At 62.3% G+C, this 26,863-nt stretch carries 24 protein-coding genes and 1 pseudogene; 13 read left to right on the plus strand and 12 right to left on the minus strand.

Annotation, left to right across the window (positions count from 1 at the left end):
• Nucleotides 1-3,234, minus strand: a complete 3,234-nt coding sequence (gene tssI / locus BM269_RS23720) for a type VI secretion system Vgr family protein (RefSeq protein WP_090443110.1) — start codon at nt 3,232-3,234, stop codon at nt 1-3.
• 192 nt (nt 3,235-3,426) lie between these two features.
• Between tssI and BM269_RS23725 the strand changes: the two genes are divergently transcribed.
• The 3 genes from BM269_RS23725 (at nt 3,427) to BM269_RS23735 (ending at nt 6,240) form a co-directional block, all read left to right on the plus strand.
• Nucleotides 3,427-5,289: a methyl-accepting chemotaxis protein gene (locus BM269_RS23725; protein WP_139232852.1), complete on the plus strand. Its 1,863-nt coding sequence runs from the start codon at nt 3,427-3,429 to the stop codon at nt 5,287-5,289.
• Nucleotides 5,290-5,432: 143 nt separating this feature from the next.
• Nucleotides 5,433-5,831 (plus strand): VanZ family protein, encoded by a 399-nt coding sequence (locus tag BM269_RS23730; protein ID WP_090443115.1) that lies wholly within the window; start codon nt 5,433-5,435, stop codon nt 5,829-5,831.
• A 76-nt stretch (nt 5,832-5,907) separates the two neighbouring features.
• Nucleotides 5,908-6,240: a hypothetical protein gene (locus BM269_RS23735; protein WP_090443117.1), complete on the plus strand. Its 333-nt coding sequence runs from the start codon at nt 5,908-5,910 to the stop codon at nt 6,238-6,240.
• On the opposite strand, the gene BM269_RS23740 is transcribed toward BM269_RS23735, so the two are convergent.
• From BM269_RS23740 to BM269_RS23750, 3 genes are all read right to left on the minus strand, one after another.
• Complete coding sequence (locus tag BM269_RS23740; protein ID WP_090443120.1) at nt 6,237-7,178, minus strand: TraB/GumN family protein; 942 nt, start codon at nt 7,176-7,178, stop codon at nt 6,237-6,239. The genes BM269_RS23735 and BM269_RS23740 overlap by 4 nt on opposite strands.
• A 132-nt stretch (nt 7,179-7,310) precedes the next feature.
• The gene (locus tag BM269_RS23745) at nt 7,311-8,807 is read right to left on the minus strand and encodes a dipeptidase (RefSeq protein WP_211482744.1); all 1,497 of its coding nucleotides are present in this window, start codon (nt 8,805-8,807) and stop codon (nt 7,311-7,313) included.
• 4 nt (nt 8,808-8,811) lie between these two features.
• Complete coding sequence (locus tag BM269_RS23750) at nt 8,812-9,525, minus strand: substrate-binding periplasmic protein (protein WP_090443123.1); 714 nt, start codon at nt 9,523-9,525, stop codon at nt 8,812-8,814.
• A gap of 55 nt (nt 9,526-9,580) precedes the next feature.
• Here BM269_RS23750 and BM269_RS23755 point away from each other — a divergent pair, with 55 nt between their 5' ends.
• On the plus strand, nt 9,581-10,771 hold the full coding sequence (locus BM269_RS23755; RefSeq protein ID WP_229204776.1) for an MFS transporter: 1,191 nt from the start codon (nt 9,581-9,583) through the stop codon (nt 10,769-10,771).
• On the opposite strand, the gene BM269_RS23760 is transcribed toward BM269_RS23755, so the two are convergent.
• The 4 genes from BM269_RS23760 to BM269_RS23775 form a co-directional block, all read right to left on the minus strand.
• Entirely contained in the window at nt 10,768-11,229 is a 462-nt protein-coding gene (locus BM269_RS23760; protein WP_090443129.1) for a hypothetical protein, read from the minus strand. The two genes, BM269_RS23755 and BM269_RS23760, sit on opposite strands and share 4 nt — an antisense overlap.
• Entirely contained in the window at nt 11,226-12,218 is a 993-nt protein-coding gene (locus BM269_RS23765; protein WP_229204777.1) for a hypothetical protein, read from the minus strand. Before BM269_RS23765 ends, BM269_RS23760 begins: the two co-directional genes overlap by 4 nt.
• Nucleotides 12,110-12,823 (minus strand): hypothetical protein, encoded by a 714-nt coding sequence (locus BM269_RS23770; protein ID WP_170860467.1) that lies wholly within the window; start codon nt 12,821-12,823, stop codon nt 12,110-12,112. Before BM269_RS23770 ends, BM269_RS23765 begins: the two co-directional genes overlap by 109 nt.
• 121 nt (nt 12,824-12,944) lie before the next feature.
• Nucleotides 12,945-13,457 carry a DUF6160 family protein gene (locus BM269_RS23775; protein ID WP_090443139.1) on the minus strand — a complete coding sequence of 171 codons (513 nt, stop codon included), beginning with the start codon at nt 13,455-13,457 and terminating at the stop codon, nt 12,945-12,947.
• Between the two features lie 446 nt (nt 13,458-13,903).
• Here BM269_RS23775 and BM269_RS23780 point away from each other — a divergent pair, with 446 nt between their 5' ends.
• From BM269_RS23780 to BM269_RS23810, 7 genes are read left to right on the plus strand one after another with little or no spacing between them, the layout of a single operon-like run.
• Nucleotides 13,904-14,671, plus strand: coding sequence for a C39 family peptidase (locus BM269_RS23780; RefSeq protein ID WP_090443141.1), 768 nt, complete (start codon nt 13,904-13,906; stop codon nt 14,669-14,671).
• A gap of 10 nt (nt 14,672-14,681) precedes the next feature.
• Entirely contained in the window at nt 14,682-15,689 is a 1,008-nt protein-coding gene (locus BM269_RS23785; RefSeq protein WP_090443144.1) for a transporter, read from the plus strand.
• 10 nt (nt 15,690-15,699) lie between these two features.
• Nucleotides 15,700-17,301, plus strand: a complete 1,602-nt coding sequence (locus BM269_RS23790; RefSeq protein ID WP_090443148.1) for an OmpP1/FadL family transporter — start codon at nt 15,700-15,702, stop codon at nt 17,299-17,301.
• A gap of 11 nt (nt 17,302-17,312) precedes the next feature.
• Nucleotides 17,313-17,846: a DUF2059 domain-containing protein gene (locus BM269_RS23795; RefSeq protein WP_090443151.1), complete on the plus strand. Its 534-nt coding sequence runs from the start codon at nt 17,313-17,315 to the stop codon at nt 17,844-17,846.
• Nucleotides 17,847-17,861: 15 nt separating this feature from the next.
• Complete coding sequence (locus BM269_RS23800) at nt 17,862-18,824, plus strand: AraC family transcriptional regulator (RefSeq protein WP_090443153.1); 963 nt, start codon at nt 17,862-17,864, stop codon at nt 18,822-18,824.
• Nucleotides 18,811-19,515: a cyclic di-GMP-binding domain-containing protein, MshE-related gene (locus BM269_RS23805; RefSeq protein WP_090443155.1), complete on the plus strand. Its 705-nt coding sequence runs from the start codon at nt 18,811-18,813 to the stop codon at nt 19,513-19,515. The genes BM269_RS23800 and BM269_RS23805 overlap by 14 nt, the downstream gene beginning before the upstream one ends.
• Complete coding sequence (locus tag BM269_RS23810; protein WP_090443158.1) at nt 19,512-20,183, plus strand: SRPBCC family protein; 672 nt, start codon at nt 19,512-19,514, stop codon at nt 20,181-20,183. The genes BM269_RS23805 and BM269_RS23810 overlap by 4 nt, the downstream gene beginning before the upstream one ends.
• A gap of 18 nt (nt 20,184-20,201) precedes the next feature.
• Here BM269_RS23810 and BM269_RS23815 read toward each other — a convergent pair whose 3' ends face one another.
• Complete coding sequence (locus BM269_RS23815; RefSeq protein ID WP_090443160.1) at nt 20,202-21,017, minus strand: DUF4019 domain-containing protein; 816 nt, start codon at nt 21,015-21,017, stop codon at nt 20,202-20,204.
• Nucleotides 21,018-21,097: 80 nt separating this feature from the next.
• On the opposite strand from BM269_RS23815, the gene BM269_RS23820 reads away from it, so the two are divergent.
• Nucleotides 21,098-21,847: an FCD domain-containing protein gene (locus tag BM269_RS23820; protein ID WP_090443163.1), complete on the plus strand. Its 750-nt coding sequence runs from the start codon at nt 21,098-21,100 to the stop codon at nt 21,845-21,847.
• An 8-nt stretch (nt 21,848-21,855) separates the two neighbouring features.
• Here the strand turns inward: BM269_RS23820 and BM269_RS23825 are convergent, their stop codons facing one another.
• From BM269_RS23825 to BM269_RS23835, 3 genes are all read right to left on the minus strand, one after another.
• A complete protein-coding gene (locus tag BM269_RS23825) occupies nt 21,856-23,496 on the minus strand; it encodes a M28 family peptidase (protein ID WP_090443202.1) in 1,641 nt (546 codons plus the stop codon).
• Between the two features lie 188 nt (nt 23,497-23,684).
• Nucleotides 23,685-24,449 (minus strand): hypothetical protein, encoded by a 765-nt coding sequence (locus BM269_RS29215; RefSeq protein ID WP_139232853.1) that lies wholly within the window; start codon nt 24,447-24,449, stop codon nt 23,685-23,687.
• A 1-nt stretch (nt 24,450) separates the two neighbouring features.
• Complete coding sequence (locus BM269_RS23835; protein WP_090443169.1) at nt 24,451-25,407, minus strand: hypothetical protein; 957 nt, start codon at nt 25,405-25,407, stop codon at nt 24,451-24,453.
• 68 nt (nt 25,408-25,475) lie between these two features.
• Between BM269_RS23835 and BM269_RS23840 the strand changes: the two are divergent.
• A pseudogene (locus BM269_RS23840) lies at nt 25,476-26,659 on the plus strand (transposase); the annotation flags it as partial.
• Nucleotides 26,660-26,863: the final 204 nt, after the last annotated feature.

The following is a 26,863-nucleotide window of genomic DNA, read 5'->3' on the forward strand; positions in this document are numbered from 1 at the left end:
TCAAGTCTCGCGAATAGATGAATTGTGTTGCTGTGCTTCCAGTGCGGCGCGCAGGTCGGCCGGCGACTCGTCCAACTCGAATGGATCGAAGTCGTGCTGCGACAGCAGCGTGGCGTCTTCATCCACGCCGAAGCAGCCGCCCGAGGTGACGTCGTCCAGGATTTTCGCCAGGTCGCGCGCGCGTTTGGCGGCAGCCTCTTCGAAGATGGAGGAGACATCGCGCGGCAGTTCGCCTTCGCCGCGCCAGCCCTTGCTGACCATGGCCACCAGCCTTGCCGCGGAATGGTTGACCTTCTTCTCGACCAGTTCCTCGACACCGGCCTGGGCCAGGTCCAGCGCCTTGTTGGCGGCGATGCCGGCACCGACTTCCTTCAGGTTGTCGCTGCTCTTCACGATATGCATGATGGTATGCACCGGCATATTCAATTTCTGGCTCAGCAGCGCCATCGCTTCCGCCCGAATATTGATTTCGCCATCCGGCATGAAGAGCTGCTTGGCCTGCTCGATCGGCACCTGCGCCTTGGACGCCAGCACGCCCACGCCGACCGGCGTCTGCACCTTCTCGTCGGCGGACTCATCGTCATCGGCGTCCATGTGCGGATCGTGCTTGGCCTCTTCCAGGAACTGCCATTTGCCGTTGTTGTGGTCGATCTCGACCTGCAGTTCCTCCATGTCCTCGGTGAACACGCGGGCGGTCTTGCCTTCCTCGTCCAGTTTGCCCGATTGCAGCACCGAGCCATCCTTGGCCAGGATCTTGTATGCGATCGTGGCCGCGGCGCCGGCCGCCGCCATGTGCACCAGGTCTTTCAGCACCACCTGCTGGCTGAACTTGCCGACGTTCATCTTGCCCCAGAATTCAGTCACCGGCGCCGCCTTCACGGAACCCTTGTTGACCACTTTCGCCGCGCCCAGCTCCAGGGTGCCGGCAATATCGTGGGTTTCCTTGGCGCCCTTGATCAGGATCTCGCCGCTTTCTGTCAAGACGATGCTGCCGCCCTTGGTCTTCAGCACAATGTCGCCGGTCTTGGCCTCGAAGACCATGCCCTTCTGCGACACGGTTTCGACCTTGCCGTCCTGCACGTGCAGGTAGTGGTTGCCGTGGCTGATGGCGGTCACCATGCTGCCGCGCTCGACGTGCTGCTGGATGCCCTTGGCCGAGCTGAACGACATCTGCTCGCCGGACGTCATGTCCACGTTGCCGGCGGCATAGCAGCCCAGGTCTTCGCCGGCCGCCTGCACGATGCTCTTCGGCGTGCTGGTCGCCACGCCGTCCGGCGCGGAAATGAAGACCAGCGGCTTGGTCAGCGACCAGGCGTTTTCGTTCAAGGCTTTCTGGTTCTTCAGGCCCCGGTGCGCGTTTTTCTGCTCGCCGCGCTGCTCGGTCGCCATCTCGGCCGCCTGGCTGCGCATGGTTGCGCTGTCCAGCACGGCGCGCAACGTATCGGCGCCTTCGGTATTGTCCTGCTGGGTGGTGCCGCTGTCTTGCACCGGCTGGCCCCAGGCCGTCACCAGGACGCCTTTGGCGGCGCGCACGGCACCCCAGCCGTCGGAACGCAGTTCGAAGCCTTCGCCGCGATGATCCTTGCGGCCGCTGGTGTCGAGCACGCGCGTCAGGTAGCCCAGGTTGAGCTGGCTGCGCTGGTGATCCGAGGCCAGCACGGCCTGGATCTGGCCGGCCGTATCGTCCATCAGCAGGTGATTGTTGCGGTTGCCAGCGCCGCCGGCGCCTTTCAATTCCTGGCTGCGGATGCCGGACAAGGCATGCTGGTGCGGCAGCTCCCAAGGCGACATATTGTCGCCGTTATAGACGCGGCCGGTAACGATGGGACGGTCCGGATTCGAGTCGAGCCATTGCACGATCACTTCCTGGCCGATGCGCGGCAAGGTCACTGCGCCGAAATTGCCGCCGGCCCAGTTCGACGCGACGCGGATCCAGGCCGAACTCTGCTCATCGTGCATGCCGACGCGGTCCCAGTGGAACTGCACGCGCACGCGGCCATGTTCGTCGGTATGGATTTCCTGCCCGGAGGGGCCGACCACGATGGCCGTCTGCGGGCCGTGGATCTTGGTGTCGGCGCTGTTGAAGCCGCGCCCCGGACGCCAGACGACGGCCTTGCGCACGCAAGTCATGCGGTTGCTGTAGTCCGATATGCCTTCGGATTGCTGCAGGTAGTTGTTGCTGGCCGTGTGGTGCACGCTGACCACCAGGAATTCCTGCTTGTCCGGCGATGCGCCCGGTGCCTCCTCGTGGAAGTGGCCGCTCAGGCGGAACCAGCGGCCCGGCTTGGCGAAGCGGCAGTTGCCGCCCGCTTCGAAATGCTTGCCGCGGCTTTCGATCTCTTCCATCCGCAACAGGGCCAGCGCTTCGCTGTCCTTGCGATTCCTGAAGCCGTAGGCGCCAGCGTATTCATACTGTTCGACCGTCAGCACATTGCCCTGCTGGTTCAGGGTCGGCAAATCGACCACCGACGGTACCGGCTGCTTGAAGTTGAAGGCCGACAGTCCCACCTGGCCTGCCATGATGGCGCGCACCGGCGACCATTCGCCAATTGCGTCTTCCTCCAGGGTACCGGCATGGCGCTGGAAGCGTACTTCGCTGCCGTGGCCATCGATCGGCGGCGCCTGCGTCGAGTCGTCCGACAGGATCAGCTTATGACCACGCTCGGTGTGCTCGTACCAGTAGTGCCAGCCGGCGGCTTCCCAGCGCCGGTGCAGGTAGTTGTGGTCGGTTTCATCGAACTGGCAAGCCATGGTCATGACTTCGTCGCTGCCCTGCACCCGGCAGTCCCAGTCCGGGTGGGTGCCGTAGTCGGCCAGCACTTCGCCGGTCTGCTCGCGCAGGTTTTTACCGTGGAACAGGTAATTGTCCTTGCGCAGCTTCAGGTAGGCCAGCCACGGTCGCAACACCATGGTATAGAACGCGACGCCGCCATCGGTCTTCGCCAGGCGGAATTCGAACACATAACCATTGAAATGGCGCAGGCTGCCGTCGCCGCGCACCAGCGACACGGTGACCAGCTTGCCTTGCACGTCCTTGAGCGGGATGCTGGCATCGTCGGCCAGCACCTCCACCGTGTATTCGAAATCGCGCGACAAGCCCTCGAGCGCGTCCAGCCGGTTCGCCAGCAATGTGGTGGACGGACCGTCGCCATGGGGGAACGACAGGCGCAGGATGCGATTGTGTTGTCGCCCTTGCGCAAGCGCTTGGATGGTTTGCGACAAGCTGCTACTCATACGACACCTCAGTTGAATAATATACAATTTTTCCGTACGGAATTATAACAGCGTGAAGCCGCGCACGATTCAATCGTGATAATGTTTTTTTGCTAGTTAACAAAGGCGGGGGTGTCGGCTGCCAGGATTCCCGGCTACACTGACGAGACCTGCCAATCCCGGGAGAACGCGGTGGCCAGCCTGCTGGATAGGATGAAGCTATGGCAACGTTTTCTATTGCTGGGAATGATGGGCGTGCTGCTGGTCGCGCCACCGTCCTACCTGTTCCTGCGCGAGAACAGCCGCAACATCCAGTTTTCCTCCATCGAACAAACCGGGCTGAAACCCGGCGCCCAGGCTCTCGACCTGCTGCAAGGCATCCAGCAGCACCGCGGCCTGTCGGCAGCCTTCGTCGGCGCCGGCCAGTTGGCCGGTGAGCGCAGCGCCAAGGAGGCCGAAGTCAATCGCCTGATGCTCGGCATGTCATCCATGCTGGCCGAGGGCGAAGGGCCGGACCGCAAGATGTTCGCCCGCATCCGCGACGAATGGACCGCACTGGCACGCGACGTCAGCACGCGCAGCCTCGCCACGCTGGAAAGCTACCAGCGCCATACCGCGCTGTGCGAATTCACCCTGCTCTTCATCGAACAGCTGGCCGACCAGTCCGGCCTGTCGCTCGATCCGGATGCCGATTCCTATTACCTGATGCGCGCCGCCTACTTCGACCTGCCGCGCGTGGCGGAAGACCTGGGACAGATGCGTGCGCGCGGTGCCGGTTTCCTGGCCACCCGCAAGATCGATATCGAAGGCCGCGCCATCATGTACAGCCTGCTCAGCAAGGCGCGCCAGGCCAGCGCCGGCATGCAGCGCACCATCGGCAAGGCATACGCCGCCAATCCCGTGCTGAAACAGAAGCTCGACATCCCCGTGGCAGCCGCCGCCGCTGCCGCCGCCGACGTGACGGAACTGGCACGCACGCGCATCGTCATGGCCGATGCGTTGGAATATGCCGCGCCGGATTACATCGCCGCCACCACGCGCGCGATCGACCAGCAGTTCAGCGCGGACGACGCGGCGTTTGCGCTGTTGTCGGCGCACATCGAACAGCGTTTGCATGCGCAAAATGAGACCCGCAGGCTGCTGGCCGGCGCCATTGTCGCCATTGCCTCGCTGGCGATCCTGGTCGGCTACGCCATCAGCCACCACTTGATAAACCAGATCGGCGGCGAGCCGTCGGAGGTGTGCGAGGTGCTGCGGCAGGTGGCGCAGGGCGACCTCACACAGCGCATGCAGTTGCATGGAGCCGATCGCCGCAGCCTGGCCTTCATGGTGCAGGACATGGCGCAACGGCTGCACGCCACGGTGACCAGCGTGCGCCAGTCGGCCGATGCGCTGGCCAATGCGGCGGCGCAAGCGAGCGCCACGGCGCAGGCCCTTAGTAGCAGCGCCACCGAACAGGCGGCCAGCGTGGAGCAGACCAGCGCCTCCATCGAGGAAATGAGCGCCTCGATTTTCCAGAACCACGAAAACTCGCGCGTCACCGACGATATGGCGGCACGCGTGGCCGCTTATGCGGAGGAAGGCGGCGACGCGGTGGCACGCACCGTGACGGCGATGCGGCAGATCACCAGGGAAATCGCCATCATCGACGATATCGCCTACCAGACCAACCTGTTGGCGCTGAACGCCGCCATCGAAGCCGCGCGCGCCGGCGAGCATGGCAAAGGCTTTGCGGTGGTGGCATCCGAGGTGCGCAAGCTGGCCGAACGCAGCCAGGCCGCGGCGCAGGAGATCAGCGGCGTCGCACAGGACAGCGTGGCCGTGGCCAACCAGGCCGGCAAGCTGCTGAAGGAAATCGTGCCCGGCATCCGCAAGACCTCCGAACTGGTGCAGGAGATCAACGCCGCTTCGCGCGAACAAAGCAGCGGCGCCAGCCAGATCAGCGCGGCCATCAACCAGCTGAGCGACACCACCCAGCGCAATGCCGCCGCCGCTGAACAGCTTGCCGCCACCGCCGAAGAACTGGCCGGCCAGGCCGATACCCTGCTCGATGCCGTTGCTTTCTTCAAAATTTGAATGAAGCTTGATTTATGTCATGGTGTTGTCACACCCCATCCCTATAATGGACTCATCTGCTGCACACGCAATCGATATGCGTGGCGGCGGAAGGTGCGCCGGCTTCATGCCGGCGCAACCGCTTCCGTGGTATCTTCCCACCCATGCAAAAATTCCTGACCCTGCTGTTCCTCAGCGACACCCACGCACGCTGGCGCTTCTGGGGCGCCATCACCCTCTTCGTACTGAACTGCATCATCGGCTCGATCCCCGGCGCGCGCGCCGAGGCGGCGCAATACGCCAGCGGCCTGGTGCTGCACAGCTTCGGCTATTCGGTGCTGACCTTCATGCTGTTCACCGGCTGCAAAGGCGAGCCGGCGCAACGCGCACTCAAAGCCGTGTTCGGCATCGCCATCATGGGCGCCATCGATGAGATCGTTCAATCCTTCTTCCCCTACCGCCACGGCTCGGTCGACGACTGGCTGGTCGACATGGCTGCCGCGATCATTGCGTCGACCCTGATGTGGGCCTTGTGGAGCTTGCGCAAGCATCCCGCTGCTTGACGTGCGTCGGCGGTTAACGGAACGGCGTACACTTCCCCGGCGCGCAGACCTTACGTGGGCTTCTTATGGAGGATGTATGAAACTTTCCGTAATCATGCTGGTGAGCTTGGCCCTGGCGGGCTGCGCCCATGACAGCAGCAAGAAAACCGCCGGCATGGATGAAGGCAGCAGCGCCTCGATTGCCGCCAATTGGGATGGCGTGGTGCAGTCGATCGATCCGGCAGGCGCCATGTCGGCCGGCGGTGCGGTTGGCGCCGCAGCGGCCGGCAGCGGCAGCGGTTACCGCGTCACCGTGAAAAAGGCGGACGGCTCGATCGAGACCGTGAATGTGGACAGCATGCCCAGCTATCGGGTGGGCGACAACGTCCGCTATTCGAGCGGCATGCTGAGCACCAGCCCGAAATACTAATACACCTTTTCGACCTGGTAGCCGTGCTGGCGCAACAGGGCCGGCACGCCTTTGTCGCCGACCAGGTGCAACAGGCCGATGCCGATGAAAGCATCGCCCTTGCGCATGATCGCTTCAATATTGGCTGCCATTTCAGGATTGCGCTTGCCCAGCAAAGTGCGGTCCATGAAGCGGGCGGACACCGAGTCGCCCGTGGTCAATTCATGCGTTAGCGCGGAGATGCGCGACGCATCCGCCGCCCCCCATGCTTCCACCAGGCCAGCCGATTTGCGCAGCGCCGCGCCGCTGTCGATATCGGCGATATTCTCCAGCAAGTAAGCTTCCTGTTGCGCGTCGCTCAGCGAGCCGAACAGGCCAAGCTGGTAATCGGCAGTCTCCAGTTCCTGCAAGGGCTTCTTCTGCTGCGTAGCGTTGTTCAGCAAATAGCCTTCCACGCCGAGGCCGCGGTTGAAGCCGCTCTTTTCGATCTCCTGCCCCACCAGGATATTCGCCACCACCCATGGGCGGTAATGCTCGACGCTGGACAGCGGCAGCTTGACCTTGTCCAGCGCTACCTGCAATTTGGCCAGGGCGGCCGGCGACAAGTGCTGGCGGATGGTTTGCCCGGCCGGGTATTGGCCATGGCGTTCCAGCGCGCGGTAGTACGGTGCACTGGCGCGCACGTCGAGTTCCAGCACCAGCGAGCTGGACTTGGCCAGCGCGGCGGTGACTTCAGGCTCGAGCGGGAAGAAATCCTGCTTGCCCACGTGGATGGTGCCGAACAGGTAAGAGGTTTTGCCTTCGTGATGCACGCGGTACAGCGTGCCGCGGCGCGGCACGTCGTTGACCTGGATGGCATCGGCGGGCGCGGCGGCATGCGCCGGCGGGATACTCATATCCATGGTGTGTGCCGACAGGGAAAATGACAATGCAGTCAGGAAGACAAGCTTGCGAAACATGGCATCTTTTCATGGGATGCCTGTGGCGCAGCCAGGCATGGGCTGTAGGCTTCCGGTGCGAAAGCCTTGTTGCCCATGGTAATGTCATTTACTGCCGTATGGCAATACTCGTTTCGCCAACAATGTCGACAATTACTTCGCCAGTTCCACTAAAACGGCCGTGTACATTTCCAGATTGAGAAGTAATTGTTTCTCCGTTATGAATTCATGCTCGGAGTGGCCGGTGTAGACCTTGCCCGGCATGGTCGGGCCGAAACTCACCGCACGCGGGAACAGGCGCGAATTGGTGCCGCCGCCAATCGAGATCGGTTGCGGATCCTTGATGCCGGTGTAGTGGGAAAACACCTTCATCAGGGTCGGCAATTGCGGCGCTTTGTCCTGCACCCACGGCTCGCCAATCTGTGCGGCCAGGGTGGCGCGCGGCTGGTTCCCGGCCTTCCAGGCGTCGAACGCCTCGTTGATTTCGGACGTCAGCTGGGCTGTTGTTTTTCCGCGCGGACGGCGCAGGTTGATGCCCAATACCAAGCCGTTGTCGGTGTCCTTCAAGGTGGTTGGCGAGACCGTCATCGGCCCCATGAAGTCATCGCTGTAGGCAATCTTGCCGAACTTCTCACCTTGCAGTCCGGTGCCGATCATGTCGTTGACGAAGTCGATCATCATGCCGGCCTGGCTGGCGCCCCAGTGCTGCACATCCAGCGCATCGGCCAGCATGGCAATGGCGTTCACGCCATCCTCCGGTTTCGAGGAGTGCGCGGCCAGGCCCTTGGCGGTGACGGTCAGCCGTGTGCCCTGCCAAGCGTAGCGGTAGCTCACGCCCTTCTGCTGCGCGGCACGGGTCCGGATCGCCGTTTCCAGCGCGGCATCGGCATTGTCGATCAGCACGCGCGCATCTTCCGGGATCTGGCTGTCGAAGAAACCGCCGGTGAAGCTGGTCACCAGCGGCCCGCTGCCCGGTGCCGACGCCATGTTCGGCAAGGTCACGCGCACACCGCCCCAGCCCTTCTCGGCCGTCACCGCGGGATACTCGGCGTCGATGGTGATATTGGTTTGCGGCGGGGTATGGGTCTTGAGGAAGGCTTCCAGCGGCGCCCAGTCCGATTCCTCGGCCATGTAGATATACAGTTCGATGCGCTTTTTCAGCGGCACCTTGCGGTCCTTGATGGCCTTCATCGCGTACATGGCGGTGGCAATCGGTCCTTTGTCGTCCTCGGTGCCGCGCCCCAGCAGCAGGCCCGGTTCGCTGGTGCGGTCAAGCTTGAACGGCGACTGCTTCCACTTGCTGGGGTCGACCGGCTGCACGTCGCCGTGAGTGATCACGCCGACTCGTTCCTTGCCTTCGCCCAGGCCGATCACCATGATGTAGCCATGGTCCGCAAAGTCCAGCCCCAGGCGCGACGCTTCCTGCTTGATGAAGCGCTTGAAACCTATGTGTTGCGGATTCTTTTCGAACGGCACCTTGGGGTCGGCCACGGTATTGAAGCTGACCATGCTGGCCAGGCTGTCGATCACCTTTTCGCCGTAGGCCTGGCGGGCGTAGCGCGCTGCCGCGGTGGCATCGGCATGGAGGGGCGTTGCGGCATGGGCCGTGGCAAAGGCCAGCGCGGTGGCTAGTGCGAGTCTCTTGATCATTATGCTATTGGTAGTTGGACAGGATTCTGTTGATGGCGCCTTCGCGCACCAACTGGGTGATGGCGGCATCGACATCCGCCAGGGCCACGCGGCCCTTTTCCGAAACGGCGCAGCGCGTGTTGTAGCTGCGCACTACCAGCGGCTCGTGGACGTTGACCTTTTCGCCCTTGTGCAACTGGTAGTCGTAAAACGATTTGATGGTGGCGACGTGGCGCAGCCGGCCGGCCGCAAGCTTGCGCAGGTTGGCCAGGTTGGAGTGCGCGTCGGCGCGCACAAAGCCGGTGCCCATGACCTTTTCCATTTCGGGATACTGGAATCCCAGCACGGTGCCGATCGGCTGGCCCCACAGGTCGAGCAGGCTTTGCGGTTGCGCCACTGTCAGCGAGGTGATCACGGTTTCGGTCTGCGGCATGAAGGCTTGCGTCCAGCCGAAGCGTCCCGGCAGCCATTCGGGCAGGTACATGCACAGCACGTCGCCCTGCCCTGCCTGGAGCGCCATCGCGATGCGCTTGCGCGGCATCGACATGGTCACCGCCGTGCGGCCCATTTTTTGCGCCAGCGCCTCGGCCAGGTCTTTGTGGATGCCGCCCACGACTTCTCCGCTGCGGATATCGGCCATCGGCATTTCGGTGCCGGTATCGACCAGCATGACCACTTTGTCGGCGCGTGCCGAACCGGCGGTCAGGAGTGCGAACACGATGGCGGAAATGGCTTTCATTTAGAAATATTACCCCACCAGCAGGCTTTTTGTTTCGGTGCTATCCTCCTGCGCCATGAATCAAGAGCACCGGATCACTCCCGCCATGATCTTGCTGCTGGCTGTTGCCAGCGGCCTGATTGTCGCGAATCTTTATTACGCCCAGCCCCTGGTGGGCCCGATCAGCCGGGCCACCGGCATCGATCCCGGCTCCGCCGGCCTGATCGTCACCTTGACGCAGATAGGCTACTGCCTTGGCCTGGCTTTCATCGTGCCCCTTGGCGACCTGCTGGAAAACCGCCGCCTAACCGTGACGCTGCTGGGTGCGACCTCGCTGGCGCTGCTTGGTGCGGCAATGGCGGGCAACGCCGCCACCTTCCTTGCCGCGGCCTTCTTCATCGGACTTTGTTCGGCAGCGGCGCAGGTGCTGGTGCCGTTTGCCGCGCACATGTCGGCGCCGGAACATCGCGGCCAGACCGTCGGCACGGTCATGAGCGGACTGCTGCTGGGGATCATGCTGGCGCGCCCCGTGTCCAGCCTGGTGACCGACGCGCTGGGCTGGCACGCGATCTTCTATATCTCCACCGCCGCCATCGCGGCACTGGCGGTGGTGCTGCAACTGCGCCTGCCGCAGCGCCGGCCGGAGGGCCGCTACCGCTACGGCGAGCTGCTGGCCTCCATGTGGACGCTGCTGCGTACCACGCCGGTGCTGCGCCGCCGCGCCATTTACCAGGCCTGCATGTTCGGCGCCTTCAGCCTGTTCTGGACCACCGTGCCGCTGGTGCTGGCCAGCCCCGCCTTCAACCTGTCGCAAACCGGCATAGCGATCTTCGCGCTGCTGGGAGTGGCGGGCGCGATTGCCTCGCCGATCGCCGGCCGCCGCGCCGACCAGGGCAAGAGCCGCTCGACCACCCTGATGGCGCTGCTGGCCGCTGCGGCGGCATTCGGCGCGCCATTGCTGCTGCATGGCAGCCGCGAATTCACGCTGGTGCTGCTGGTACTGTGCGGTATCGTGCTGGATATGGGCGCTTCGGGCAACCTGGTGGTGGGCCAGCGTGCCATCTTCGCCCTCGGTGCGGAAATGCGCAGCCGCCTCAACGGCGTGTATATCTCGATCTTCTTCGCCGGTGGCGCCTTCGGCTCATGGCTGGGCGGCTGGACCTGGGCCCACTACGGCTGGAACGGCGTGCTGGTGGCTGGCCTGCTGTTCCCGCTGGTGGCGCTGGTGGTGTTCGCGACCGAGCGCCCGCTAAATGCATCCGACTAATGCGCCCACATCCGGAACTCACCCTGCATCTGCAAGTTGCCGTTGATGTTGACGCTGCCAAGGTTGCCGGTGACCGCAGCATTGGGATCGTTCTGCACGCTCATTGATTCAAAACCGAAGTTTGTGTAACGCATTTGCGACGGCAGCGTGATGGCGATGTAGTCGCCGTTGCCGTCCGGACGTGCCTGCACATTGAGGCCGATGGCAAACATGTCGACCGTGCCGCGCACATTGCGCAGCACGATGTAGCGCGGCTGGCCGCCGTCGTGGAAACCCAGCAACAGGCGGCTGTCGGTAACGGCGCCCACCAGGGTCGGATCGTTCACCACCACGTGGGCGGCAAAGCTGATGCCGTCGCGGGCGTTCACGCCGGACAGTTCGCTGTCGTCGAGCGGCTGGGGCGGCGCGGCCTGCAGCAAGGCCGGAACCAACAGCAATAGCGCGGCAAATCTGGTCATTGGCGGAATTTGATATCGAGGTAGTTGATCTGGATATTGCCGATACGGGAAGAGCCCAGGTCGACATTGCCGCTGGGCGCCGTAAAGCTGATCTTGCCGATCTCGATGCCGCCGCTGGCCGCCTGGCCGGTGCCGTACTGCGCGTCCGGCGCGCCGATGCCGATGTGCAGGCGCGGGCCGTTTTCGTCGGCCAGTGCATTGACCAACGCCGGCTGGCGCGCGACATCGGCAATCACCCAGGGCTGGCCGGTGAAGTTGCCGTTGTCGTCGGTGGCGCCGATACGGATGTTATCGAGCCCCATCTGGCCGACCGTATTGGTGCGGCCGTTCGGGCGCAGCGCCCATTGGCCTATCTCCATGCGCAGCGCTACACCGAAGGCCAGGCCATCCTGCGTGCGCGGCGTGGAGAATTGCCATCCGCCGCCGTACAGGGCCAGGTCGCTCACGACGATCGCGCCGCCATAGCGCTCGATGCCGTCCGCGTTGACCCCGAAGTCATGGGCGAGCTGCCATTTCTGCTCGCCGTTGGCGTTTTGCGGCAGGTTGAACTGGGCGACGTCGGCCAGGCCGTTATTGCTGCGCACAATGTCGAAGCGGTAGGGATCGGAAAAAGGTGTCGCGCTGTCGCTGCGCGACGCGCTGGGGTTGCCGGCCCAGATGCTGGCACCGTCCGGGCGCGTGTAAGTCACGCGCAGGTCGCCATTCATCGAGAAGCCGTTCAGGTCGAAGCTGACGCCGTCGCGCCCCCGCACATCAGACAGCGCGCTGTCGTTCAGCGGGCGCAGGCCATCGGCATGGGCCAGCTCCGGCACCAGCGCCGGCACCAACACCGGCGCCAGCGCGATGCACGCGGACAGCAGTGAGCGGCGTGCGCGCGGCATCAGCGTCCCGCAGCCGAAACAGGCGCGGCCAGCGTGACCGCCGGCGCCACGGGCGCGGCGATCGCCGCCGGCGGCAGCGCGGTCAGCGACACCAGCTTGTCGCGCCAATTGAGCCAGACGCCCGACTGCGCCGCATCGGGCAACTGCGTGGTGCCGCTGGGCGCCTGGAACTGCACGCCCGATTTCAGCACGGAGATCCAGAAATCGCGGCTCGGCCCGGAGGCGTCGCCGGCGCGCACCCCGACCAGGGAGCTGGCGCCATCCCAGCGCTTGCCGCCACCGGCATCGGTATGCGAATCGATGGCGCTTGGCTGGCCGTTGGTGTCCACTCCGCTGACCAGCAGCGAACCTGAGAGACCGTTCACCTTCAGGCCCACATCGCCCTTGATGCTGTCGAAGCCCATGCGCATGCCCACCACTTCGCGCGGCGCGCCGGCATCGCCGGTGTTGCGGTACACGACTTCGAAATACGGATTGGTGATCGAGACTTTACTGCCGTTCTGCCCGAACTGCAGCGAAGGCATGTCGATATCGGCGCCGGTCCCTTCACGCGAAGGAAAGCGGTAATCGCCCAGCCGGATGTGACGCAGGCTGGCATTCAATTCGACGTCCGCATCGAGCGCGATGCGCGTGAAATCGAAGCCGCCAAGCGTGCTGTTGCTCACTGCCAGCAAACCCTGCCCGCGTGCGCGCGACAAATCGTCGTCGCTCATGGGCCGCAGTTGCGCAGAAGCCGGTGCGCAGAAAAAGGCGGCCGCGAGGGCGGCCGCAAAGAGACGGGATTCCATCATCAGGACATTCGCAGAGCGGCCGCTCCCACGGCCGCATCGGCGATCAGTGTGCCCAGATCCACACTTGGGTGCCACGCAGGTCGAGCTGGTTCATGGCCATCGAACCGTAGGAAGCATTGCTGCCGCCCATCTTGATTGCGTCAACGGAGATGTTCAGCAGTTTGCCTGCTGCCACTTGCACGTCGGCCGGGATCGCGATCTGCACCACGTCGCCGCCGGTAGCCGGGTTGTAGAAGGTGCCTGGGTTGGTCACGCCGGCAGCGCCGGCAGCCTGCAGGAAGGAGTTGCGCGACAGGATGTCGATGGTTGCAGCGATCAGGCCGTTGACCTTGATGCCGTTGAAGCTCACCGAACCGCCGCCCAGGCCGTTGGCATCCAGAGCGTCGGTGTCGGTGTAGACGAAGGATTCGACTTTGACGTTCAGGTTGGCGCCGATCGACACGCCGTCCTGGCCGGTAACGGCGCTCAGTTCTGCGTCTTTGATCGGGGTCATTGCGGATGCCGACAGGGCCAGGGTGGACAGGGCGATTGCTACAGCGGTGGTAATGCGTTTCATATCGTTGATCTCCGTTCGAATAAGAATTTTCTGTGGGTGCTGCTCCTGTATGCCTCCTTGCCGGTCGCGGGCCTGGTGGGCCCGGTGCGGCGAGGCACCGTCTTAATATTGTCGCAATATTAATTAAATTTATGATAGGTGGCGCCGCCGGACAGGGTCTAGCGTTTCACACTGACCGCACAGGCCAAACGCTTGGCCTGGCGAGCCACCCAGAGGAAGAGCGCTGTTGTGCGCATGTTGCCTGCATTAGCATAAGTTTTCGTGTGCGAAGTAGAGGTGTGCATCTAATTTTTATGCATCGTGCAAGCCGCGAAACGTGCGTAAATAAATAACAAAAGAGCAAGGACGAACGTTCGTCCAAAACAGAATGGAGACGCCATGGGTGCAGGATTCGACGCGCGCGCGACGCGCAAGGGCAGCGCTTACCCCAACGATCGGGAGCTGCCATGCTGATGCTGTTGATGGGGGTACTGGCAGCCCTGATTGGCGGTTCCGCCGCCCTCTCCCGCCACGACGTGCAGGAGCGTCCCAAAGGCCAGTATGAAATGCCGCAAACCATGCTGGGCGGCGGCAGCTACTCGCAGGCCGTCAGCATGGAGCCGTTCTCCGAACTCAAATACCGCCACATCGTGCGCCAGGCCTACGACTACAGCTGCGGCTCCGCGGCCCTGGTCACCATCCTCAAATTCCACCTCGGCATCGACGTCACCGAACAGCAAGCCATGGAGGGCATGCTGGAAAAGGGCGAGAAGGAAAAGATCATCGAGCGCCGCGGCTTTTCGCTGCTGGACATGAAGCGCTACGCCGCCTCGCTCAACGTGCCCGCCGCCGGCTACAAGGCCGAAGTCAAGGATTTGCTGACGCTGGAAGAACCGGCCATCGTGCCGATCGACTACGCCGGCGCCAAGCACTTCGTGGTACTGCGCGGCATCCGCAATGGCGTGGTCTTCATCGCCGATCCTTCCGCCGGCAACCTGGCCTTCTCGGTGCAGGAATTCGCCACGCTGTGGGACAAGAACACCCTATTCATCCTGTCCGCACCGGCCGGACAGAAAGCGCCGGCACAACTGGCACTGAATGACCAGGAGCTGGGCGTGGTCGACATGGACCGCGTCACCAACCACGGGCAGCTCGATCCTTTCAACAACACCACGCAACTGCTGGAACGCGCCGTCAACTCCGGCCCGGCCCGCACCTGGATGCACCGTCAATAAGGAAACGCGAATGAAATATCAGTACCTGCCATTCATGCTTGCCACCGCCATGCTGGTGCATTCGACCGCCGGCGCGCAGGAAAGCACGGCAGCCAACAGTACCGCCGCCGCACGCGATGCGCTGGCGAAGAAAGAAGGTGAAGGCGACCAAAGCGCCCTGCTGAAAGAAACCCTGACTGCCGTCGACAAGCAGTATTCCCTGATCCGCAAAGGAAAATCGCAATACACCTATGACCTGAACTACACCTACATCGGCCAGGAAAAAATCGTCACGGACATCGCGGCCGACGGATTGACCCTGTTCGAGATCGAAAACGTCTCGGCCCACGTCGTCACCAACACCCTGTCGGTCGACTACGGCGTGTGGGACAACCTGACCGCCAACGTGACCCTGCCCGTGATCGGCAAGTTCGCCGAATCGCGCAACGGCAACAACACCTCGTTCTCGCTAGGCGACATCGCCATCGGTGCCCGCTACCAGCCGTGGGAAGCACGCCGCGACCGCGCCAACTTCACTGCCACCAGCAACCTGCGCCTGCCCACCGGCCGCAGTCCGTTCAAGATCATCGCCGGCAGCGGCGAGGCAACCGGCAGCGGCGTTGCGGCACTGTCGCTGGGCATGAACGTCAACCGCATCGTCGATCCGGTGGCGCTGTTCGGGTCCTTGTCGCTGACCGCCAGCAGCCAGGCCACCGGCCTGCACCAGGCCAACGGCACGCGCGTGCTGACGCGTGTGGCGCCGGGCACGCAGTTCGGCTTCGGCATGGGCTTCGCGTATGCCCTCTCGTATGGCATTTCCACAACGATGTCCTTCCAGGGCGCGATTGCCCAAGGCGCGAAGCTGCGTTTTGCCGACGGTTTGAACGTGCGCACCAACACACAGACCTCGGCGATCCTGAACTTCGGCATGGGCTACCGCATGTCGCCGAAGAACACCGTCAATATGTCGGTCGGCATCGGCCTCACCAGCGACTCCCCGAACTTCTCGGTGGGCCTGAATTTGCCGTTGGCTTTCTGACGAGGCAGCAATGCGAGCCCCGCTCCGCCTGGCGGCATGTGCCGCCGCGCTTGCCCACGTTCTGCCCGCGCACGCCGCGCTGGTGGAAAACCTGACCACCAGCGTGGTGGCCATGTCGCTCGGGAACGCCGTCACGGCCGACCCGCCCGGCATCGACTCGGTGCATTTCAACCCTGCCGGGCTGGCACGCCTGCAGGGCGACAGCATGCAGCACACGGCATTCGGCGCGTCGATCCGCGCCCGCGCCGGCTTCTCCGCGCCGGCCGGCTTCGATATCGGCGGCTGGAAGGACGATCCGCTCAGCGGCACGCACACCGGGCCGATGCGGCAGACCATGTACATACCGACTTACGGCATGCCCGGTTGGCGCCTGCCCGGCGTGATCGTGCCGACCTTCGGCTTCGCATGGAACAGTCCCGGCTCACCGTGGACCTTCGCCACCAACTCTTATATGGCGCAGGCGATCAGCCTTGACCGCACCAAGGACCCGGACGACCCGGGCCGCTTCGACGGCCGCCAGATCCAGCTGCAAAGGCTGGTGTGGGCGTCGCCCGCCGTCGGCTACAAGTATTCGGACACATTGCGCTTCGGCGCAGCCGTGCCGATTGCGCACTCCGCGTTCGTGGTCGATACGCATATGCGCTTCCCCAACCAGTTGCTGGGCATTTTCGGCAAGCTGCAGGAGGGCTGGTGCCCCGAAGAAGGCGGCAACATCGTCGATACCTTCGGCTTCGGCCTGTGCGGCGGTGGCAAGGCCGGCATGGTCAATCCCTTCAAGAAGGCCGCCGCGATGCGGCTGGAAATGACCTCGCCGGTCGACCCGACGCTGAACCTGGGCGTGCTGTGGGAACCGCGCGACTGGTTCGCGCTGGGCGTGGTCTACCAGGGCGGCTCGAAAACGCGCTACACCGGGCATTACACCTTCGAAACCGAGCCGATGCTGCGCAATTTCGTCAAAGGCTTGAATTCCAGCCTGTTCGGCCCCGTGGCAGGCGCCATCCTTGGCCTGCCGCAGTCGATCCCGGAAGTCCAGCATGGCAATATGTCGGCCAGCATCCCCTTCCCTTCGCACCTGCAGGTCGGCGTGAAGTTCAAGCCGGTGCGCTACGTGCAGTTGAACGTGGATGCCAGCTATGCGCGCTGGAGCGACTGGAACCAGCTCGTGTTTGAATTCGACCAGAGCATCAAACTACTGGAAGTGGCGCGCCTGTACGGCGTCCCCGACTCCAGTAAGCTGAAAATCCCGCGCGGCTACAAGAGCGTGCTGAATATGGGCTACGGGCTGCAATTATTCCCGTTTGAGAACATGGCGCTGCGCTTTGGCTACGAGCCGCGCAAGACGTCGGTCCCGGCAAACAAGATCGACCTGATCGCGCCGCTGCCGGACACTAAGCTGTTTAGCGTAGGGCTGAACTGGCGTCTCAGCAAGAAGTATGAGTTGAACCTGGCCGCTTCCTACATGCGGGGCAAGTTCAATGCGCCGGCTGAATCGTCGGACAATATGAACAGCAGCAAATTCCTCAACATCATTTACAACCCATATGCCGGCCAGGATGTGGCCGGCGATATCAAGGTCCGGTACGCCGGATTCAGTCTTGTTGAACACTTCTAGGAGCGAATGAGATGAAGAAACTCGCGACAATGATCGCCGCCCTGGCCATCGGGGGCTCAGTGCATGCGGCGCCGGTACCGGCGGCAAAACAGGAATTGGTCAACCGCGTGCTGCAGCTCTGGCACCCCGAGACCATCGGAGAATCGATGCTGCAGGCGCCGGTCGGCGATGCGGTACAGCAGGCGCGCGCCGTACTCCAGGGCCGCGTATCACCGGAAAAGCGCGATACGGCGCTGAAGGAAATCGTCGCCGACGCGCGCAAGTTCATGGACGAGAACAAGCCGGTGGCCGAAGCCAGCGCCCACAAGCTGGTCGGCACCACCATTGCGCCGCTGCTGGCCGAGCGATTCAATGAGGAAGAGCTGCGCCAGATGATCACCATCCTGGAATCGCCGGTGAAGAAGAAGTTCGAGGCCATGATGCCCGAGCTGCAGAAGAAGCTGGGCGAAGGCGTTGCCGCCGATACGCGTGCCGTGATGGACCCCAAGCTGCAGGAACTGCAGCAGCGCATCGGCATGCGCCTGCGTAGTGCGGTGACGCCCTGAGCGGGAGCACAGGCCATGAGCTATTCTTCGGCTCTTCACCTGGTGCGCGGTGTGAAATCGCGCCTTTCCCATTCCGGCGTTGAGGCGGAAGCGCTGTTCGAGCAGGCCGGCCTGAATGAAGGCGACGGCCTGGCTTGCGACGCACTGACGCTGTCGGACAAACTCAGCCACCTGTGGGAGCTGGTGGTTGAACATTCGGGCGATCCGCTGATCGGCCTGAAGGTCTCCACCCCGCACCGCCTGGGCTGGTTGGGCGTAATGGGGCACATCATGCTGCTGTCGCCCACCGTGCAAAGCACGATCGAGCGCTGTCACGGCCACACGCGCGTGGGCATCCTGCTGCCCGGCATGCATCGCATGGTGCCGCGCCAGCGCTACGACTTCGTGTGGTGCGTGCTGCTGCGTACCCTGCGCTGCGCATCCGGCCGCGACGACGCGGTGCCGGTGAAAGTGGAATACGCCTTCCCGGAACCCGCCAACTCGGCGTATTTCGAGAACACCTTTGGCTGCCCTGTGCATTTCAACCGGCCGCACAATGTGATGGAGTTTTCCGATACCGACATGGTGGCGGCGCTCCCCCATGGCGGCATGCCGCCGCCTGGCGGTCCCCAGCCTATCCTGGCGCAACTGGCCGAGGCGCAGCCACCCGCATTCACGGCCCGCGTACAGGAAATTCTCGCCTCGCTGCTGCCGAAAGGCCCGCCGCATCGCGACGCGGTTGCAGGGCTGCTGGCCATGAGCGAGCGCACCTTGCAACGGCGCCTGGCGGAGGAAGGCACAAGTTTCTCCAACGTGGTGGATGACACTCGGCGGGCATTGGCGCGGCAATCGCTGGAAACCGGCGACCTGTCGCTGAAGATGCTCAGTTTCCAGTTGGGTTTTTCCGAGCCGAGTGCGTTCTATCGCGCCTGTAAGCGCTGGTTCGGCATGACGCCTTCCGACCTGGCCAATCATGGAGAAAAACATGGCATGGTATAAAGCGGAGCATCCCGCGCAATTATTTGGCCAGTTGCTGGTCAAGCACAAGCTGGTCACCGAAGAGCAGTTGCAGAACGCCATCGCACAGCAGCGCCAGACCGGGCAGCGCCTTGGCGAAATCTTTGCCGAGTGGGAGCTGGTCACGCACCAGCACGTGCAGGACATCCTGCTCAAGCAGCGCCGCGTGCGCATGGCAGCGGCACTGATCGGGGCGATATTCGCACCGCTGGAAGCTTACGCGGCCGAAGCGCTGGCTGCCGCGCCCGCAGCCATCACTGCGCCGGCCGCTGTCCTGCCCCGTGAAGGTTCGTTGGCGGCGCTGGCGGAACATGAACTGGATGCTGTCACGGCACAGGGCCTGGACGACGACCTGGTGCGGCAGGTGCGCGATCAGTTGAAACGCAACGGCGTGGAAGTCAGCGGCGACCTGGCGAAGCTGGTCAATCCGGTGCTAGGCCTGGTGGAGTCGGACGTCAGCGTGCACAACGTGGTCTACGCGCCGAATCGCGCAGCGACGACCGTGAATCCCGACGGGTCGCTGTCGCTGAACCTGCCCACGACGATTGGAGAAATCAACTTCAACAACATCCGCGTGCATGGCGCCGCGGCAGGCGGGCCTTCGTTCGGCAGTATCTCGATCCGCGGCATCGACCTGACCGGCACCGTCATCACGCTGGCGCTCAAGCGATGAAGCCAGCCACCCGCCCTCCCGCGACGACCCCACTGCGGGCGCCCCGGCACGCCTTCGCCGCCATGCTGCTCGCCTGCGTAGTCGCAGCACCCGGCCCGGCAATCGCCGCCAACATCAACGCCCCGCCGGTCCCCGAGTTGGCCTCGCTGGCCGGCGGTACCATCCACGTGTCTGAAGCCCCGAGCCCCGGCCTGCCCGGCAAGGCTTTCACAGCCTGGACACTGTCCCCCACCCCGGTCGCGCAATTGTGCGCAACGGTGCAGGACTACGCGTCCTACGCCTCGTTCATGCCAAACACGAAAAGCGCGCTACCGGTTGGCGAAGGTGATGGATACGTCCTGGTCGACATGACACTCGACCTGCCGCTAGGCCAGCAAAAGAAATATCGCCTGCGTCTCGAACAGCAACAACAGCCGGACTCCAGCCAATGCAAGCTCGCATGGCGCCTGATCCCCAGCGGTATTGCGCCCGCGGACACCATCGCCGACACCACCGGTTACTGGCTCTTCACTCCCATTGCGGGCGAAAGCGGCAGAACGCTGATTGAATATCACGTCTACGCAGACCCCGGCCCAGTGCCATACGGCTTCGGCTGGATCGTGGAAATGATGAGCAAGCGCAGCCTGCCGCGCACGCTGGAAGCCTTGCGCGCGCAAGCGGCGAAATAAGGTGCGAGGGGCGTAACGTCAATCAACGCAGCGGAACACGCCCTTCATTTTCGCCAGCTGTTCGGCCGTCAACCGCGCAGCGGTCGCGTTGTAAATGTAATTCTCCTCTTCCCGCACCAGCAGGAAGCTGCCGTCCGCCTGTTCGCTCCAGACCAGGTAACCGCAGTACGTGTCGGCATTGGCAAAGCGGCCGGTGAAATCCACCGCAGCGTAAGTACCCGGAGTGCCGCTTTGCGAACTTCGATAAATGGTGATCTTTTTTAAGTCGCGCCGCTGCATGGCGCCCGCCCGCGCGGCATTGCCGGCCGCCGCGTCGCGCCAGCCTTCGAATGTCCACTGCTGGCGCAAGCCCGATCCAAGCCGCTCCCATGCGGGGGCATAGCGCGCAGCATCCTTCTCGGCGAAGAAAGCCTTGCTCAACTCCTCAACGCGTGCCCGCTGCGAGCTGCTTGGCTGCCACGAAGGCGCCGAACCGGCATTCTTCGGCGGAGACAACGACTGCTGCAACGCAGCGTTCATGCTACGGAATTCCTCCAGCATGCTGTCGCAGGCCTCCTTCCTTGCCTGGCACAGCATGTGCATTTTGATCGACACCTGGCCATTTTCCAGGACCACTGTGCGGCGCACTGCCGCAGGATGCGCCGGGTGCCCCGGCTGGGTGAACGACCATAGCGTGCGATTCGCCTTGTCGTCCGCGGTAGTCCAGCCGCCATCCTCTGCAATCGTCACATCGCCGCGCGCTTTCAACGCCTCCAGCGCTGTCGCCGCGGAAGTGTAGCCAATGCTGTCCGCCGTTGCCGCCGATGCGGCCAGGAGTATCAGGAGATCTATCATGCGTAGCAATATAGACCTCGGCGCGATAAAAGGTCAATTGTGGTAGCATCCGGCCGTCTGACCACTAAGCACGAGCCGCCATGCCATCAGCCCAACGTCTGTCCGATGTCGTCGCCACCCAACTCGAAAACCGCATCCTCGAAGGATCGCTGAAGCCCGGCGACCGCTTGCCGTCCGAGCGTGAGCTGGCGGTGGATCTGGGCGTATCGCGCCCTTCCCTGCGCGGCGCCCTGCAATCGCTGGTGGCAAAAGGCTTGCTGATTACACGCCACGGCGGCGGCACCTTTGTCACCGACTCGATGCAGGCGGCGTTCACCGATCCGTGGCAGCAGATGTTGAAGGATCACCCCGATATCCACGGCGACATGCTGGAGTTCCGCCATATGCTGGAAGGCCAGGCGGCGCAACTGGCGGCCGAACGCGGAACGGAAGAGGATTTCGAACGCATCCGCGCCTGCCATGAAGCGCTGGAGATCGCCTTCGCAGCGCAGGACCTGGAGCAGTGCATCAAGACCGACGTGGAATTCCATCAGGCGATTGCGGAAGCCTCGCACAACGCGCTGATCGGGCACCTGAGTTCCAGCCTGCACAAGGTGATGGAGGGCCATGTACAAAGCAACCTGGAATACCTGACTGCACGCCCGGAGCTGTGGGCACAGCTTAGGGCGCAGCATCACGCGATCTGGGACGCTGTACGGGAGCGAAGGATGGATGTGGCGCAACGTGCGGCCCACCACCACCTGGAATTCGTGCGGCAGACCATGCGCGAAACCATGAAGAACGAAGAACGCCGCAGTGCGGCAACGCGGCGGCTGTCAGCCACCGCGTAGAGCAAGACTTACTTGGCGCGCGCCTTGCCGAAGGCGTCGCCCGCTTTCCACTCCGGCATCTTCGGTGCATCGGCCACAATACGGCCCAGGTTCAAGGTGAACTGCGCCATCTGGGTCATGCCCGCCATCGACCAGTTAGGATCGTATTCGTCGCTGACCTGGTGATAGCTCTTGCGGTAAGCTGCGCGCATCTGCTCCGCCTTCTCCTTGTCGCCCAGGTAATCGCTGCCCGACGTGATCGAGAACGCCGGCACGCCCGCCTTGGCAAAGCTGAAGTGGTCAGAGCGGAAATAGCCACCGGCCAGGTCCGGCTTCTCTTTCGCGATCACCATCTTCAAGCCCTTGGCAGCCGCTTCTGCCATTTTCCCCAGGTCCGTGCGCTCGCTGCCGGCAGTGCCGATATCACGCGTGGTGCCGATCCAGTTCAGCGAATCCAGGTTCAGGTTCGCTGCGGTTTTCGCCAGCGGCCAAAGTGGTGATTCAGCGTACGCCGCGCTACCGAGCAGGCCCTGCTCCTCCGCCGCGACCCACAGGAACATCTGGCTGCGCTTGGCCGGCGACTTCACTGCTTCCTGCGCCATGGCCAGCAAGGCCGCGCTGCCGGATGCATTGTCGACCGCGCCGTTGTAGATGGTGTCGCCGCTGGTGCCCTGCTTACCCAGGTGGTCCCAGTGCGCCGAGTAGATCACCACTTCATCTTTCAGCTTTGGATCGGTGCCCGGCACCACACCCGCCACGTTGAATTGCTCGACGTTGCGCACTTCGGCCTTCATATCGCCTACCAGCTTGGCCTTCAGCGCCACCGGCTGGAAATCCTTGCGTTCAGCTGCGGCGCGCAACTGGTCCAGGTCCAGGCCTGCCGCCTTGAACAGCGCCAGCGCAGTCTCGTTGGTCAGCCAGCCTTGCAGTTCGGTGCCCGGCGTGCCTTGCGCAAGCTGGAAGCGCTCCACACCATCCCAGCTGTTTTTCACCACGCTGTAGCCATACGAAGCCGACGCGTCGGTGTGGATCAGCAAAGCACCAATCGCGCCCTTGCGCTTGGCTTCCTCGAATTTATAGGTCCAGCGGCCATAGTAAGTCAGGGCCTTGCCGCCGAAACGGTTGGGCGCTTCAGCCGTCGGCATCGGATCGTTGACCATCATGACGATGATCTTGCCCCTCACATCCTGGCCTTTGTAGTCGTCCCAGCCTTCTTCCGAAGCGGTGATGCCATAGCCGACGAAGACCAGGTCGGCATTAAAGCTGTGTGCAGGCTTTGCATCGCCCGGAGCGTAGACCCAGTCCTTGCCGAAGCTCGCCGGCAGTGCCGCGCCATTCGCCTCCAGGCGCAGGTTGGAGGCGGCTGCGTCAGTCTTGACGCCGGCGATCTTTACCAATTGGCGGTAGGTTAAGCCATCGACTGGCTTCAGGCCCACGGCCAAGGCCTGGTTTTCCAGGTAGGAGACAGTCAGGTCGCCGCCGCGCTGGCCAGTGCCGCGGCCTTCCAGCAGGTCGCTGGACAGGAACGCCAGGTGGGCGCGCAGCGGTGCTTCCTGCACGATCGGCTGCACTGCCTTACTGCCTTTAACGCCTGCTGCGTGGACTGGAGCCAGCGCCAGAGCAATGCTGGCAGCCAGGGTGGACGCTACGAAGGTGATGGATTTAGTCATGTCTTTGTCTTTTGGATTGTCCATTGGGCACGGCTGATGGCCGCGCGGGCATTCTATCGGATTTGCCGCGCGCGACGGTCGCAAGCGTTCACCTACCGCTTATGCCTTCTCGTTTTCCGCAAGAATGGCACCCGTCGCATTGCCGAATGCATCGGTCTTTCACGCAACTGAACGAACGCTACTGACAATTACTTCCGCAAATTGGGATTATCACCAATGCTGATTTCTACGGAATAGGATCGCTCTGCTAACAAGTCTTGACGTTTAAACTTGGTTGCTTCACTTCCTGCGCGCGTCTTGGCAGACTTCATAAAGTCGTCGCTTAAATCCTTTCGATCTCCCCAGAGCCGACGCCCATTGATCAGAGTGACGGTAAGCCTAAGATTGTTTTTTGTCATGTCGAGCGCCATCGCACGCTGTGCGAAGAATTGTGAATCAAGAAATGCATCCTCAATCTCGTCAAGCGTGTCGGCCTTACGTGTACTATCAAAATTTGCCTTGAAGCGTGATGCGGTCGAATGCGGTATTTCGGCCAAGCCTTGGGTGAGAAGACTTTGCCGAAATTTGCGAATGTATGCAACGGCGGTCGGCAAATCGACATAGTCGTCAAACGCTTGAACGGTCACAGCATAGACTGTAGGTTCTGGAGTGCCTTCACTCAATGCGTGAATATGCGATCCCAGGGATTCATATCGACTATTTCGTGCGAACTGCAACTTCAGCGTAGCGTCCGAATAGATAAAAGTATGCGGCTGCGTAATCACATGAAAGACAGATCCGGGTTTCGTAAAACTGTCAGGAAAGCGATAAGTCGAATTTTCTTGCACCTGCCTTACCGGTTGCCCCAAGTGCACGACAACGGTCGGGTTTACCATGGGCTGTGACGAGCGGCTGCAAGCCGCCATGGCTATTAAAACTCCAAATACGACAACTTTTAAATCTTTCAAATTCATATTAGATCCCAACTGACCTTCTCAATACCGGTTGGACAAGTCCCTTCGAGTGACCCAAGCGATCCTGATAATACTCGATGAAGGCATCGCCGGCTGGCTTTTGACGCATCCCGTTTATAGTTCGGAACCCATTAGCCGCGATTGCCACACGATTCTCAAGCTTTGTTAAGTCTCCGGCACCATCGGGCATCGGAATTGAAATTCCATTTCCACGATCGGCTGCTGGATTAACGCCTATGTAGATATCTGGACGCACGACTGGCATGCCGAAATAGCGCCTCATAAATTCATTCGTCTTCGCAAACGTTGTCATCACCGGTTGATCCCACATCTTCTGCAAGTTCGCTTGTTCGTGACGTCCCATCTCAATGGCCGCACGGGTCTGTCGAATGTAGAAACCTTCCATATCCCCGCGATCGCGGTATCGCTCTGCATCGGCTTGAAGTTCAAACGACTTCCTGGCGGCAGGTGTCATTCCTTCGAACGTTGCCGAACTCAGCGATTCTGCACCGTATATCTTATGCATCAATGCGAGACTACCGACGTCCTTCAGGACGCCGAGCTGTCCTTTCAATGTCTCATTTGCCATTGTTCGAACGGTTTCACCCAAACCAGCGGCCAGAGCACGTCCACCGTCATCAGATTCCCGCCCGAGTCGGAGCTCATTTGGCTGCGATGCAACTGTATTCATCGCATCCGCAACTGTATAAGATTCCGCCAATCCTATGCGAACGGTATTGGCGGCAAATATGCCCAACTGTGTCCACATGAAATCGGGATTGGCCTTGTTCAGCGCATCGTACCTAGCCAAAACGAAGGCATTGACCGCCATCGCAGTCTTTGCCTCGTTATAGTCGGCGGCGGCTGCAATGTTACGCACCGATTCAATGTCACGATCGAGGTTTGCATTCAATTTATTGAAGTCTTCCGCCTGATTCTTGCCTGAGACGCCCGCCATCCCCCGGTGTCAAAATAGTTGTCGCTCCAATAGATCTGAGAAAATGGGGGCGATAACAGGAGTGAGAAGTGGCACGGTACGGACAGGAATTCAAAGACAAAGCGGTGGCGCGGTTGTTGCCGCCCGAAAGCGCATCGATCAAGGACGTGGCATTGTCTGTGGGCGTAAGCGAGTCGACCTTGGAACGCTGGCGCAGCGAAGCATTGGCGAGCCCGACACAGCGCCGCGAATGGACACCCGCTGCGCGGTTTGAAGCGGTGCTGGCGACATCCATCATGGACGAATCCCATAAGAGTGCCTGGTGCCGCAGCAATGGCGTGTATCCGCACGAACTGGCGCTATGGCGCGAGCAGGCGATCAACGCGCTGGGCCAGCCAGGAGAAAAGCGTTTGAGCGCAGCTGAAGCCAAGCAAGACAAGCGCCGTATCAAGGAACTTGAGCGTGAGGTGCGTCGCAAGGACAAAGCGCTGGCCGAAACAGCAGCGTTGCTGGTACTGTCAAAAAAAGCCGAGGCGATCTTCAGCAAGTACAAGGCCGAGGACGAATGATCGACCTCGAAGATCGCCAGACTCTGGCCCAAGAAATCAAAGAAGCATGCCAAGCCGGTGCTCGCTTGAGCGAAGCATGCGCCACCGTTGGCCTGAGTGCCCGCACGCTGCAGCGCTGGCAGGCGTGCGGCGGTTTGGCCAGTGGTGACCGCCGACCGATGGCAGCGCGTCCCACGCCATCGCACGCATTGTCCGAGGGCGAGCGAGCAGCCGTGCTGGCCGCCGCAAATGAACCACGCTTTGCCGATATGCCGCCGGCCCGCATCGTTCCCATGCTGGCCGACGAAGGCATCTATCTGGCCAGCGAATCGACATTCAGCCGCGTCTTGCGTGCCCATGGTCAGGTGCGTCATCGCGGCCGGGCCAAAGCGCCTCGGCAGCAGCGCCCGCCGACCACCCACATCGCCACCGCACCTGGCCAGGTGTGGTGCTGGGATATGACGTATTTGCCGACAGCCGTGGCGGGCCGCTGGTTTTACCTGTACCTGATCCTGGACCTCTACAGCCGTAAGATCATTGGTTGGGAAGTGCATGCCGAAGATGATGCCGACCATGCCAGTCATTTGGTGCGGCGTACCGCCCTGATTGAAGGCGTCGCCATGCGCCACAACAAGCCTGTGCTGCATGGCGATAACGGCGCTACCCTGAAGGCCACTACGGTGTTGGCGATGCTGCATTGGCTGGGCATCAAGCCGTCCTACTCAGTCGGCCCTGAACAATTGAACGGAGCCTGATTCTAAAGGCGAAACGCCTGAAAAACACTGCTGTAATTTGCAAGGTTTCGTTAGAATAGAGGCAATTCCTTGCAAATTCCAGAGGGGCAGATGGGACCAAAGCCAGTCGGACCGCAAAGCAATGACATGTTTCGCCAACGGCTAGACGAGTTGGTGAACCCGCAGCACCCGCTG

Origin of the sequence: Duganella sp. CF458, assembly GCF_900113115.1 — a bacterium.
In the GTDB taxonomy this organism is placed as follows: Bacteria; Pseudomonadota; Gammaproteobacteria; order Burkholderiales; family Burkholderiaceae_D; genus Rugamonas.